9 protein-coding genes are annotated in these 13,043 nt (G+C 55.2%); all 9 read right to left on the bottom strand.

What is annotated here, in order from left to right:
- Positions 1 to 61: 61 nt before the first annotated feature.
- Positions 62 to 1,468, bottom strand: coding sequence for an alpha,alpha-trehalose-phosphate synthase (gene otsA, locus J1779_RS10790; RefSeq protein WP_056773915.1), 1,407 nt, complete (start codon positions 1,466 to 1,468; stop codon positions 62 to 64).
- Positions 1,465 to 2,292: a trehalose-phosphatase gene (otsB, locus tag J1779_RS10795; RefSeq protein ID WP_238485133.1), complete on the bottom strand. Its 828-nt coding sequence runs from the start codon at positions 2,290 to 2,292 to the stop codon at positions 1,465 to 1,467. Before otsB ends, otsA begins: the two co-directional genes overlap by 4 nt.
- A 171-nt stretch (positions 2,293 to 2,463) precedes the next feature.
- Complete coding sequence (locus tag J1779_RS10800; RefSeq protein ID WP_056773910.1) at positions 2,464 to 2,817, bottom strand: DUF2493 domain-containing protein; 354 nt, start codon at positions 2,815 to 2,817, stop codon at positions 2,464 to 2,466.
- Between the two features lie 30 nt (positions 2,818 to 2,847).
- The gene (locus J1779_RS10805) at positions 2,848 to 4,533 is read right to left on the bottom strand and encodes a Na/Pi cotransporter family protein (protein WP_217203748.1); all 1,686 of its coding nucleotides are present in this window, start codon (positions 4,531 to 4,533) and stop codon (positions 2,848 to 2,850) included.
- A gap of 98 nt (positions 4,534 to 4,631) precedes the next feature.
- Entirely contained in the window at positions 4,632 to 7,346 is a 2,715-nt protein-coding gene (gene mgtA, locus J1779_RS10810) for a magnesium-translocating P-type ATPase (RefSeq protein WP_217203749.1), read from the bottom strand.
- Between the two features lie 303 nt (positions 7,347 to 7,649).
- A complete protein-coding gene (locus J1779_RS10815; protein WP_217203750.1) occupies positions 7,650 to 7,895 on the bottom strand; it encodes a hypothetical protein in 246 nt (81 codons plus the stop codon).
- Between the two features lie 347 nt (positions 7,896 to 8,242).
- Positions 8,243 to 8,923 (bottom strand): oligogalacturonate-specific porin KdgM family protein, encoded by a 681-nt coding sequence (locus tag J1779_RS10820; protein ID WP_056773898.1) that lies wholly within the window; start codon positions 8,921 to 8,923, stop codon positions 8,243 to 8,245.
- A gap of 75 nt (positions 8,924 to 8,998) precedes the next feature.
- Entirely contained in the window at positions 8,999 to 11,167 is a 2,169-nt protein-coding gene (locus tag J1779_RS10825) for a right-handed parallel beta-helix repeat-containing protein (RefSeq protein ID WP_217203751.1), read from the bottom strand.
- 96 nt (positions 11,168 to 11,263) lie between these two features.
- Positions 11,264 to 12,829, bottom strand: coding sequence for an MFS transporter (locus J1779_RS10830; protein WP_122096681.1), 1,566 nt, complete (start codon positions 12,827 to 12,829; stop codon positions 11,264 to 11,266).
- Positions 12,830 to 13,043 lie beyond the last annotated feature (214 nt).

Consider the following 13,043-nt stretch of genomic DNA (forward strand, 5'->3'; position numbering starts at 1 on the left):
TGCTGAAAAGAATACAGCCCGGACTCAGGGCTGTATCAAAAGGGTGAATGCGACGAAAACCTTACGCCACAGCGTCATGACCGATGCTGTGAGCGGAAATGGCGTTCAAATCTTTCAGATAGGTGTCGCCCCAGTTCGCGATGTCGTTTTTGCGCAGCACGTCCATCATGTCGTTGTAACGTTCAATACGCTCTTCCAGCGGCATGGTCAGCGCTTTATCCAGCGCCGCCGCCACATCGTCACGGTCGTAAGGGTTGACGATGAGTGCGGCGGTCAGTTCAGTCGCCGCACCGGCAAACTGTGAAAGTACCAGCACACCAGGGTCTTTCGGATCCTGAGCGGCCACATACTCTTTCGCCACCAGATTCATGCCATCGCGCAGCGGCGTCACCAGCCCGACGTCAGTCAGGCGGAACAGTTTCATCAGCAAACTGCGCTGGAAATGCTGGTTGAGATAGAACAGCGGCGTCTGGTTCAGGCTGCCGTACTTACCGTTGATGCGCCCCACTTCTGTCTCCAGCTGATGACGCAGATCCTGATAGGCCTGCACATCACCGCGCGACGTCGGGGCGATTTGCGAATAACGCACTTTGCCGCGGTGCTGCGGGAATTTCTCCAGCAACGCTTCGAATGCCAGAAAACGCTCCGGCAACCCTTTGGTGTAATCAAGGCGTTCACAGGAAATGATGTTCTGGGCTTCGCGCAGCTCCTGCTCCATCGCTGCCAGTTTTGAGGGCAGCGGCCCTTCGGCCATCTCTTTAATGCTGTCCGGCGCGATGCTGATCGGGTACACGCCGGTGCTGAACGTGTTGCCAAACGCCTGATGCATGTAAGTGCCGGTAGGCTGCAAGGTGGTCAGTTCACCCAGGTTATCCAGAAATGCCAGACGGTCGCCTTCGGTCTGGAAACCGAGCAGATCATACTGGGACATCATTTCCAGCAGTTCATTATGCGGCGGCACGGCGTTGAAAATTTCCGGCGTTGGGAACGGAATGTGCAGGAAGAACCCGATGCGGTTAGTCACGCCCAGTTTGCGAAGCGCGGCGGCAAACGGCAGTAAATGATAATCGTGGATCCACAGAATATCGTCCGGTTTCAGCAGCGGCAGTAATCTTCTCGCCAGCAGGTCATTGACCCGGCAATAGCCTTCCCAGGCTTCACGCTGGTAATCCACCAGATCGATACGGTAATGCAGCGCGGGCCACAGAACGGCATTGGAGAACTGGCAGTAATAGAGATCGTAATCGTTTTGATTGAGCGGAACGGAGGCATAAGTAATGCCGTCATCTTCCACCACGCTCATGTCATCGTCTTCGTTCTCAGAAATTTCGCTGATCTCACCGTTCCAGCCAAACCACAGACCTGAGGTATTTTTCAACGCATCCACAATACCTACGGCCAGACCCCCCGCAGATTTTGACCCATCAGGGATAGCAATACGGTTAGAAACAACAACCAGGCGGCTCATAAACTGGACTCCTTTTCTTGTTCATTATTTTCATTATTGAGGGTGTGACGTTGTAACGTTGCCTGTTCAAGGATCTGTGCAATCCATGCGTGAACATCTGCAACCCGGCTGAGGCGATAACGCGCATGGCTTTGCCCTTCACCGACTTTTACCGTAATACCGTGCAACGCACTCACGGCCTGAAACCCTTTCTCGTCCGTCAGGTCATCCCCGACAAAAACCGGGGTGCGCCCGGCGAAAGGTGCCTGCTGCATAAAAGCAGCGATGGCCGCACCTTTGTCATTGCCACGCGGCTTGATTTCAGCCACGCATTTTCCACGCTGAAGCATCAGCTCAGGAAACTTCGCCACCGCGGCTTCTGCCAGTTGCAACACCTGCTGCTGATAGTTTTCCGCCTGACGGTAATGCAGTGCGAACGCCATGCCTTTGGCTTCGAGCAGCGTGCCCGGCATGGCGGCCATGCCCTGCTCCAGCATCTGTGCCAGCGGTCCGGCTACGCCCTCGGGCAGGCTGACGCGGTGGAAATTCCCCGCGCTGTCGCGCATTTCTGCGCCATGTACACCGGCTGCCGGGAAAATCAACGGCGCGGCGAGCTGATCCAGTTGCTCAATCGGGCGACCGGAAATCAGCGCGACTGCGCCGCCACAGGCCGCCGAGAGGCTGTGCAGATTGTTTCGTACGCTGACCGGGATCGTAACGGCGTCAGGCTCGGGGCAAATTTCAGCCAGGGTGCCATCGACATCGAAGAAGAAAGCATAATCCCCGCCGCAAATGGCGGGATTGGGGGGTGTTTCCGCGGTGGTATCCTGCGTGATAGTCGTCAAAGTAATGCTCCTGTTTGTGAGGCCGGGCACAATCAGATGCTGTGCCTCTTGCTTTTTGCAATCCATTAACTATAGCCCCTTATGACCGCCTCACCGGGATTATCAGATTATTCCAGACAGGAGCACCGGGGCTTTCAGACCTGAAAAGCCCCGCGCATGGCATTTCAGGGTTTACAGGGCATCGTCCATTTCCATCACTTTTATCCCGGCCTGACGGGCAAGCTTTATGCATTCTGCCGTATCCTCTCCGCCGGAAAATGCCAGGATAATATCTGGCCGGCTGTCTTCAATCATGAAAAGGTTACGACGGATTTCTGCATATTTGCCGTGCAACGCCCAGTTAGCGGGGTAACGCACCACATGCACGTCTGCATCGCGCGCCCAGCGTTCAATCATTGCGCCGAGCGACTGATGCCCGCCGTGGATCAGCACGCGGATGTGCTGGCTGTGGGCATAAAGCTCCAGCACCCGTTCGACAGTATGAATATCAGCGTAAAAACGCCCGGCGCAGATAAGCACTCTCATCGGTGAACTCCTTTATTTTTATTGTTGTTATCAGGCGTGCGGGAGTGTGTCTGCCCTGCCGTTCTCATCACTCAGACGATCAATGACCGGGTAGGCCACGGCGGCGATATGGTGATGCACGCGGCGGTAATCGCGCAGCACACGCTGGAAAATATCGCCGGATTCCGCCCAGGCACTTTTATCATCACGCAGCTTTTTAAAATGCTCACGGCTGGCGGTGGCCTCGATCTGGCGGATAACGTCTTTACGCCTGACCAGCTGATGTGCCGCCGCCAGGTCCTCGCCCAGAAATGCGGTAACCGCCAGACGCAGGCTGGTGAGCATTTCCGTGTGCAGCAGACCGATGTTGTGCAATTCGAACTCGCTGAACAGCTCACCGCGCAGGGAGCGGCGTGTGGCTAACTGCGCCAGGCTGCTGGAGAGAATGTCGCCCGCGTGCTCCACGTTGATCACAAACATCAGGATTTCCTGCGCGCGGTCAGCGTCGGCGTCACTCAGACCGTCGTGCCCCAGATCGGCGAGATAAGCGCGGATCGCCGCGCTCAGGCCATCGAGCTGGTGATCCAGCTGGCGGATTTCCGCCGCTGAATGTCTGTGAGGTGTGTTAAACAGCGCACGAAGCCGGTCGAGCATGGTATTGAGCATGTCAGCGGCGCGCAGGGATTCCCGCACCGAATTGGACAGCCCGATGTAGGCGATATCCAGCCCGGCTTCATCGAGATACATCGGCATGGCGGCGCTGCCGGTGCGCTCAGCCTCGGGCAATAAACGTTCGAGCAGGCGTGCCATCGGCGCCGTCAGGCCGATAAAGGCCACCGCCAGCACCGCGCTGAAGGCCGTGTGGAACCACACCACCAGCTGCGGCGTGGTCAGTGCCAGACGCCCGGCGAGCTGGCTGAGCAGCGGCATCATCGCCAGCGCCACCACGCAGCCTGCGCCGCGGATCAGCAGATTGCCCACCGGCAGACGGCGTGCGACGGCAGACCCGGCATTGAGTACCGGCGGAAGTGCGCCGCCGATATTCGCGCCGAGCACCAGCACCATGGCGGTGACCGGGGTCATGACGCCAGTGGCGGCAAGCGACGCAATCAGCAAAATTACTGCCACGCTTGAATGGCAAATCAGGGTGAGAATGATCGCCACCAGCAGCGCAATCAGCGTATCGCCCTCCAGCCCCTGCATCACGGCATGGAAAACCGGGGTGGTTTCGATGTGGCCAAGTGTCGCGCCGAGCAGGCTGAGTGCCATCAGCATCAGGCCGAGGCCAATCAGCGCACAACCGGCGCTTTCAAAACCGGTGTGATCGCGCATTTTGAACACCACGAATCCGCTCAGCATCAGCAGTGGAATGGCAATCGCGGTGTTGAAACTCATCAACTGAACGACCAGCGTGGAGCCGACGTTGGCACCGAGCATCACCGCCAGCGCGGGGGCCAGACTCAGCGTACCGGCGGCGGTGAAAGAGGTTGCCATCAGGCTGACCGCCGTGCTGCTTTGCAGCAAACCGGTGATGCCGATCCCTGCCAGCAGCGCCATCCAGCGGTGCGTCAGGTGACGGCCCATCCAGTTGCGCAGCGGTGTGCCAAACCCGCGTTGCAGCGCGGTTGAAATCATATGGGACCCCCAAAGCAGCAGCGCAATTGCGCCCGCCAGATTGATCAGCAGCGTGGTGCCGGATTGGGTGGTCATGGTGGTAACGGTATGGGTCATGGACATCGCAGTCCCCTTTTTCAGGGTTGTCATTGTTATTCACTGACAGCAAATAAAGTGTTAAAGCAGGTGCCGCGATGGGCTGCGGCACCTTGTTCAGCGGATCAGAACCACTGTTTGAAACGACGGATATAAAGGGTCTTCATGCCCTGCGCCACGCAGCAGTAGGCCAGCAGCGTACCGGCCAGCCACGGGAAGTATTCCCACGGCAGCGCCTGCAATCCGACAATCGGGCCAAGCGGTGAGAACGGCACGTAAATACCAAATGCCATCACCAGGCAGGTCATCATCATGACCGGCCAGGCCGCAGTGCTCTGAATGAACGGGATTTTCTGGGTACGCAGCATGTGCACCACCAGCGTCTGTGACAGCAGACCTTCGACGAACCAGCCGGACTGGAACAGAGTCTGCATCGATTCGCTGTTGGCGCTGAACACGTACCACATGACCGCAAACGTCGTCATATCGAAAATCGAGGACGTCGGGCCAATCCACACCATGAAGCGACCAATGTTTTTGGCATCCCACTTACGCGGTTTTTTCAGGAACTCTTTATCGATTTTGTCCCATGGCAGCGCGAGCTGAGAAATATCGTACATCAGGTTTTGCAGCAGAAGCTGAATCGCCAGCATCGGCAGGAACGGGATAAACGCACTGGCGACCAGCACCGAGAACACGTTGCCGAAGTTGGAACTGGCGGTCATGTTCAGGTACTTCATGATGTTGCCGAACGTCTCGCGTCCTTTCAGTACACCCTCTTCCAGCACCATCAGGCTCTTTTCCAGCAGGATAATATCGGCCGATTCTTTGGCGATATCCGTGCCGCTGTCGACGGAAATCCCGACGTCTGCATCCCGCAGCGCAGGGGCATCGTTGATGCCGTCGCCAAGGAAGCCCACCGTGTGGCCGTTGGCCTGCAAGGCTTTCAGCACGCGCGATTTCTGCAACGGCGTCAGTTTGGCAAATACCGTCCGTTCTTCGGCCAGCTGTTGCAGCGTGGCGTCGTCGAGGCGTTCAATCTGCGGCCCGAGCAGCGGTTCGCCCGGCTCCAGCCCGACCTGACGGCAGATCCGCTGGGTGACCACCGCGTTATCGCCGGTCAGCACTTTTACGGCCACGCCGATTTCACGCAGCGCCGCAATCGCCGGGCCTGCGGACTCTTTCGGCGGATCGAGGAAGGTCAGGAACCCACTGATGATCAGGTCATGCTCATCGTCGGTGCCGTACTGTTTTTTCGTTTCTGCCGCAGGAAGGGTGCGGGTGGCGACCAGCAACACGCGAAAACCGTCTTTGTTGTAGTCATTCGCCATGGCCAGCAGCGCCTGACGACGGGAATCACTCAGCGCCACAACCTTGCCGTTTTCCTGCATGTGGGTGGAAATGCTGAGCATCTCTTCCACGGCGCCTTTACACACCAGCAGATGATTTTGCTGCGGATCCTTCACCACAATCGACAAACGACGGCGGATAAAATCGAACGGCATTTCATCGACTTTGCTGTAGCCCTGCGGTTTGACGAAGCCGGGCGTGGTGTCTGAGAAATAGATCACGGCCTGATCCATCAGGTTTTTGATGCCGCTCTGATGGAAACTGTTCAGCCACGCCAGTTGCAGCACGGCGTCATTCTTTTGCCCGTGAGTATCCATGTGGTGCTCAAGAATGATTTTGTCCTGCGTCAGCGTGCCGGTTTTGTCGGTACACAATACGTCCATCGCGCCGAGATTCTGGATAGCGTTCAGACGTTTGACCACCACCTTGCGCTTCGCCATCGCCACGGCGCCTTTCGCCAGATTGGCGCTGACGATCATCGGCAGCATTTCCGGTGTCAGACCGACCGCGACCGCCACGGCAAACAGCATGGCATCCCACCATTCGCCTTTCATAATGCCGTTAATGAGGAATACCACCGGCACCATCACCAGCATGAATCGGATCAGCAGCCAGCTGACGCTGTTGACTCCCCGGTCAAACGCTGTCTGGACGCGGGTGCCGACAATGGCTTTTGCCAGCGAACCGAAATAGGTGCGCGGACCGGTTGCCACCACCACGGCCTGAGCCGTGCCGCTGACCACGTTGGTACCCATAAAGCAGATGTTCGGGATATCCAGCAGATTCTCGTTTTCCGCCGCAACGTCGCTGGCAGATTTCTGCGCGACGTTGCCGAGCGTGTCATATTTTTCCACCGGCAGGGCTTCACCGGTCAGTACCGCCTGGCTGATAAACAGATCCCGGGATTCGATCAGCCGCACGTCGGCCGGGATCATGTCCCCGGCGTAGAGCTGCACGATGTCTCCCACCACCAGTTCGCGCATCGGGATTTCACGCAGTTTGCCCTGCTGCCCGGCCGCATTGCGGCGCAACACGCTGGCGGTGGTGCGTACCATGGCTTTCAGCGCTTCGGCGGATTTTGCCGAGCGATGCTCCTGCCAGAAACGCACCAGCCCGCTGATGGCAACCATCGCGCTGATGATATAGACCGACACCAGATCCGTTTCCTCACCGGCGCGCAGCGGGAACCAGAAATCGGTGAAAAAACTGATGATGGCGAGCACCGCTAACACATAAATAAACGGGTTGTTGAACGCACGGATCAGCTGGATCAGCGCGTGAGGCGGTTTGTCGTGGGCCACTTCGTTGTAGCCCTGCTTATCCAGACGCTGGGCGGCGGCGGATTCCGTCAGCCCTTCGCGGGTGGCATTGACGTTAATCAGCGTCACGTCCACGCCGTTTCTGGCTTCCATCGCAGCACGCATGGAAAGCGCCTGCTTTTTTTTGTCCTGATTTTTCAGGGGAGTTGCTGTTTTGTTTTGTACAGTCATGGTGGTGCTCCTGTCGCCGGTAACGCGTCCGTTGTATGGCTGTCTTATATTTCGGGCAGCCGAAAACATTCGCGTTATTTAAGCGATCGGTGTTTACGTCTTTATTGCACAAGATCTCCCGCCGTTTATTATTTCTCTTACGTTGAGAAAGAAAATAAACAGAGTGAAATCGATAATGAGTCTTTTATTTCGGCATGACTTCGCCGTTCTCTTTATTCATTCCATAAAGGAAAATAATAAAAAGACGTCGCGGTCAGGCGTCAATAAGGACGAAATTCAGCGCAGCAGATGCCACGGGCTGAATCAGGCGGGGGAAAGCCGACTTTGAGGTTCTTCGTTGTCAGAAAAAACACAACGCTGCTCCAGCTGGCCGGTCACGGGACTGACGCGCCAGGTGGTCACAGAGTGATTCATTCTGTTGATTTTAGAAGAAAAAAGAGATGACGAGTTTTTATTGCGGGCAGCCAGCGTCCTGTCGCGAGACGGGCGGACACGCAAAGTGGATGTCAGCGTTTTGACATCAGCAAAAAAGGAGAATTTGAACTTCATAACACACCTCGGGACCGTGACCTTCAGGTTGAGGTGGGATTACACGAGAGCATCAGGCTCTAGCGAGGCACACCCAAACGATGAAATGATCACAATCGATTTCATGTTTAATATTCCGGCGGGCTATATCAGCGTCGTCCGGTGAGTTTCGCAATACTGTGTCCATTAGTCTCTTATGTATTAGTGGATAAAGGCCGCTACTTCTGGCTCGTGCAATTTACCCATGCCGTATATTATTGTCAACCCGCAAAAGCAGTTTAAAATGTTTCGTTTATATTTCAGTGAGGAAATAGCCGGTCAGCCATCACTGACCGGCAAGAAGTCTGTCACACCCTGATCAAGAGATATCAGAAATTATATTGGATCCCCAAACGGAAACGGGTTTGTCTTTCGTCCGTGGTTTTTCTCACCGACACATCACCGATTTGTGCATAAGGCGTCCATTGCTTATTAATATTATAAGCCACTTTTAAATCCTGCTCATAATCCCACTTGTCATTGTCATACAGAATCTGATCGCTGTGTTTATAAATATAGTTATATTCGAAACGCCAGTCGGCAAGACGATAACCCAACCAGATTTCGCCACGGTTTGTTTTGCGGTCTTCGGTATTCTCTTTGGTATAACGGGTATATTCGTAACGATAGCGGGCATTGAAATAGATGCCGCTGTCGAAGGTATATCCGGCGGTTAAAAACGGCTTATAGATACTGTTGTCCGAACTGGATTCCAGGGTAAAACCGGGTTGCAGGAAAAACGCCGGTGTCACTTTATACTGATAGCTGATGGTGCTTTCAGTGCCGTTATCTACCAGATTATTAAAGGGTTTATTCGGGTTATCGCCGCCGGATTTCCACTTGGCTTCCAGTGAAAAACCAAAGCCATTGGCAAACCGGTGAGACACCATGGCCCGGTCTTTATGTTGTTTACTGTCGTCCAGCCATTCGTGGCGAAGATCAATAGTGACAGCCTGACTACCGGCGCTGGCCAGCAGCAGACCGCAGAGCAGCAGTCTGTTATTTTTCATGTTGTTATTAATCCCAGAGATATTGAGTAGTATTTTTATGTTTGTATTTACGACACGTACTTATTCTGACTTCTTTTATTTCTTTTCTAAAAAATGCTGATAATTAAAGGCGCCGTCCGCATGACGGGTTACAGGCTCAGGCAGTTTCAGCGAGAGATAATTATCTGGTGTGATGATTTCCCCTGCCCTGTTTACGCTGTGATGACCGGTGTAGAAATAATTACTGTCGTCGACATTGCCGCTCACCGCATCGTCATACTTGCCGGGCGTGGTGCGCAGTGACAGGTTATCTCTGAAGCTTCCCTGCTTGTCCGCCGTGGTGTAGGGCGAAGGACGGAACAGGAAATTGAAGCGTTTGTTGTCCACCGCGCGGTTGCTTTCAATCACCAGCGCACCCGGATTGAAGTTGTCGGTAAAGCCGTCCATGCCGTTTTCGACTGCCACGTTATGGCGGACAACGTGTGCCACCGGTAACCCTTCGCCACCCAGTTTGAAACCGTTGCTGCCGTTGTGCACAGACAGGCTGTTTTCGATGGTCACGCTGCCGTTCGGGCCGTCCTCAATTTTGTTGAACAGGTCAAAGCCGTCGTCAATGTTGTCATGGGAATAACAATTCACCAGCCGGTTGCCCTCGCCCACGCGCATTTTCACCGCAAATCCGTCAGCATTTTTACGCCCCGGATCCTGATTCCCCCAGGATTCAGAATTGCTGATCAGGTTATGGCTGGCCCAGAGTGCCCGCCCGATGCCGTCCGGCGAAGCCACCCAGATGCCGGTGTCATCGGCATGGTGGGCCTTGATCCGGTCGAGATGGTTATAGCTGCCGGCGATATGGAAGCTTTTACCGGTGACGGTAATCCCCTGCACGTTCCAGTAGCTGGCTTCCAGTTTCAGCCCGCTGAACACCACGTTATCGCCCTGCGCACGCAGCGTTTTCATGGCTTTTTCCGTGCCGCTGGCGGTAGCCGGGATGACGCTGGCCGGATATTCGCCGTCTGCCAGCCACAGCGTACCGCCTGGTGCTAACAAATTGACCGCACTGGAGAAATCCAGCGGATGTGCACGTGAACCGTCACTGCCCGCCACGCCCTGCGGCGAGACATAAAGTTCATCAGGATTATTCACCAGCGCCATACTGACCGGGAATTCCTGCGTGAGCGGCTGGCCGTTATCCGGTGTAAAGGTCACGCTGAGGGCGGTTGAGGGCTTATCGGCATGAAAAGGTAGGCTGATGATTTCTCCGCCCCGCACCGTTTTCTGGCGCAGCAAAGGTTTTTTCTCCTGCGTAATCTGCAACTGACCGTCGCCGTTGGTGCGCAGCTGGAAGACACCGTCACGACGGGCCATCACCGGTGAAGACATCACCTCAATGCGCGCTTTAAGTGACGGCGTCACGTAAGGCGCGGAAGGCAAGGTCTGCGCGGCGGACAGCGTCAGCGTGGCGTGATTCACGGTGATGCTGGCATTGCGCGAGGCGAAGAAGCCGACGTAGTACCCGGTTTTATCAAGTTGGGTGATGCGGTCGGCACCTTCAACCGTGCGGGTGGTCCACTGGTCGCTGCCCTGCGGGGCATAAGCGACCTCAAAACCCGAATCCGTACGTGTCAGGCGCAGCGAGAAATGCGCAGGCGTGTTCAGCGGATGATAGCTTTCACGCACCATGCCAATTCCGGTATTGCCCCAGGGTTGCTGCACGCCCTGCCGGGCGAGAAGTGCCACCACCGGCGGTTTATCGCCTGTCGCCATGACGCTGTTCATCACCATATTGGAGGCGGCCGGTAACTCCTCGATGCCCGGTTTAGTGACCGGTTCACGGGGGTTGCCGAGAATGTCGCGTACCAGTAACCCCGCGCCTTCCTGGCCCGCCGGTTTCGCACCGTTTTCAGGGCCAAACTGATTGAGCGTAATGTCTGCTTCCAGCCGGAAATTCGCCTGTGCCGGTAAGCGGGTGTAGAAATAGGTCAGCCCGTCGTGGCTGTTGCCCACTTTGCCGCCACGGCTTTCCAGGGTAAATGGCGTGGTCAGCAAGATGCCGTCTGACGGGATGGTTTTTCCGTCGGCCAGACGGGTTTCATTCATGCCGATTTTTTCCGGCAATACGTTGGTGGCAAAATTGATATCGGTAGACTGACCAAACGTGATGCTGTGCCAGACCAGTTTGCTGGCATCAGGCAATGCAGCGGCCATGCCTTGTGCGCTTGCTGCGAGAGTCAGCGCGACAATAAACAGATGTCGTTCCCACATAGTCGTTCTCATCCTAAAAACGTAAGGCGTCGCTGGCCGGATTTCCCGGCCAGTCGGTAAGGTGATTGATTCAATCTGCGTGGTAAAACTGAGGTATTACGGGTGTTGCGTGGTGCTCACCATCGGTTTCGGATCGGTTAACTCAACGGCGGGCGTATCGAAGATTTTGCGGCACACTTCACTGTTGCCCCAGCATTGTTCATACGGATAACCAATCAGGTTTTCCATCACCAGGCGAACGTCCGGCTGAATATCGCTGATTTCGCCGCCTGCTTTGATGCGCGCCACTTCGCCCAACACCACCAGGTGCGTTTTGCGGTTAAGTTTCATCTGATTACTGAACACCATTGCCATCAGTGCCAGCGCAATGACCCCGATACAGAACACCAGCGCAATTGCCGTTACGGCACTTTCCGGCTGGGTGTGAGATTTGGACTGGAAGCCGTAGAAGCTGAGGATAGCGCCCATCACGAAGACGATCACCGAACGCATCAGCTTGCCGGAGAACGTCATCGCACCGGCATAAATACCTTCGCGACGTCTGCCTGTGAAGGCTTCGTCAATGTCGGCCAGGAAGGTGTACACCGTCCACGGGATGTAATACACACCGCCGGTCCCGATACCGAAAATCACGGTAATGGTCAACATGGCGACCGTGGCGTACTGCTGCGGCAGGTGCATAAAGTGCAGCAGGCTGTAACAGGCGACCGAGAACACCACAATGCCCAGCGCCAGAATGTAAGGCTTGCTGAAGCCGTGCTTCACACAGATGCCGATGAAAATGGCGGTGGAGAACAGTTGCAGAATAGAGTTCAGGCTGCTCAGCCCGGCCACCATGGTCGGGTCATATTGCAGAACGAAAATGATGAAATACGTGAAGACCGATGCGAACAGCCATTCCGCCCCAAAGCCGCACAGGTACATGCCCAGATGTTTACGGAACACGCGCAGGTGGAAGGTGGATTTCATGTCGCGAAGCAGCGTGAGCATGGTTTTGCCCAGCGTCATTTTCTTCTCATCCACCGGCGTGGTTTCTTCAACCGGACGCTCCCAGGAGGAGAGATACAACATGCCGATCGCCACACATAAGATCACACCGTAAGTCAGGGCCGTGAAAAAGAACGGCTCGGCGGAGTCTTTGCCGTAGATCAGAATGAACTGACCAGGAATGAACGCGGCGAGGAAGTTAGCCACTTTACCGAAGATCGCTTTGTAGCCGGTCAGCTTGGAGCGCGCGGAGAAGTCAGTGGTCATTTCCGTGGCGAGGGTTTCGTAAGGCACCATCACCGAGGTGTAAATCAGCTCGAACACCACGTAAGTCGAAAGGTAATACCAGAAGCCGAAGCCTTCCACCCACAGCAGCGGGTAGAACATCATCAGCGGGATGCCCAGTAAAATGAAGAAGCGACGGCGGCCAAAACGTTTGCCGAGGCGCGTTTTGCCAAAGTTATCGGAAAGATAACCCATCAGCGGGTTGCTGATCGCATCGATGATGCTGGCGACCGAGAAGATGGCCGAAGCTTGTAACAACGTCAGGCCACAAAAGGTCGTGTAGAAGTACAGCAGCCAGATACCGGCAATGGCCAGCGCGCCGCTGCCCAACAGGTTGCCGCCACCGTAGGCCAGCTGATGTCTGAATAAAATTGGTTTTTCTGCGTTCATCGTGTTTCCCGCCCAGAGAGATATTTTATATTTATGAACCGGTGTTTTGTTTTTTTAGAGATATCGTTTTATATAGGCGAGCATGATGAATAGATGTGAATTAGTTCACATTTGATATACCAGACGAAGGGAAGAACGTGGATTTTGCGATGCAGTTATCATTCTTCTCCATAAATAACACACATTTGGCGCGATTATTTACGTTGAATTAATT

Origin of the sequence: Rahnella rivi, assembly GCF_019049655.1 — a bacterium.
Classification (GTDB): domain Bacteria; phylum Pseudomonadota; class Gammaproteobacteria; order Enterobacterales; family Enterobacteriaceae; genus Rahnella; species Rahnella rivi.

Bases quoted from the DNA above. Each gene is read 5' to 3' on its own strand.
- J1779_RS10820 (WP_056773898.1), bottom strand. From the start codon at position 8,923: ATGAAAAATAACAGACTGCTGCTCTGCGGTCTGCTGCTGGCCAGCGCC.
- J1779_RS10805 (WP_217203748.1), bottom strand. From the start codon at position 4,533: ATGTCCATGACCCATACCGTTACCACCATGACCACCCAATCCGGCACC.
- mgtA (WP_217203749.1), bottom strand. From the start codon at position 7,346: ATGACTGTACAAAACAAAACAGCAACTCCCCTGAAAAATCAGGACAAA.
- J1779_RS10830 (WP_122096681.1), bottom strand. From the start codon at position 12,829: ATGAACGCAGAAAAACCAATTTTATTCAGACATCAGCTGGCCTACGGT.
- J1779_RS10815 (WP_217203750.1), bottom strand. From the start codon at position 7,895: ATGAAGTTCAAATTCTCCTTTTTTGCTGATGTCAAAACGCTGACATCC.
- J1779_RS10800 (WP_056773910.1), bottom strand. From the start codon at position 2,817: ATGAGAGTGCTTATCTGCGCCGGGCGTTTTTACGCTGATATTCATACT.
- otsA (WP_056773915.1), bottom strand. From the start codon at position 1,468: ATGAGCCGCCTGGTTGTTGTTTCTAACCGTATTGCTATCCCTGATGGG.
- J1779_RS10825 (WP_217203751.1), bottom strand. From the start codon at position 11,167: ATGTGGGAACGACATCTGTTTATTGTCGCGCTGACTCTCGCAGCAAGC.